General features: G+C 53.3%; 1 protein-coding gene. It reads left to right on the top strand.

Translation table 11 applies throughout. The features are described from left to right. Positions 1 to 34 precede the first annotated feature (34 nt). The coding region (locus HMPREF2559_RS13155) for a hypothetical protein (protein ID WP_210387033.1) at positions 35 to 214 on the top strand (180 nt) is incomplete at its 3' end.

Here is a 214-nt window from a genome sequence, read left to right as displayed (position 1 = left end):
TCAGTTCTCAAAACCCCTGATAGACTTCATACCCATGATGGACTCCTGCGACAGCAGCTGGGGTTCAGTTCTCAAAACCCCTGATAGACTTCACAAGCATTCCACGAAGAGTGGACCACCGGCTGGGGTTCAGTTCTCAAAACCCCTGATAGACTTCCTGGAGGCCGTGGACGTCTACCGCGACGGCTGGGGTTCAGTTCTCAAAACCCCTGAT

Origin of the sequence: Corynebacterium sp. HMSC072G08 (assembly GCF_001809185.1) — a bacterium.
GTDB lineage: Bacteria > Actinomycetota > Actinomycetes > Mycobacteriales > Mycobacteriaceae > Corynebacterium > Corynebacterium phoceense.
The sequence above is the reverse complement of the archived record's forward strand: the minus strand, read 5'-3'. Positions and strand labels throughout refer to the sequence as shown.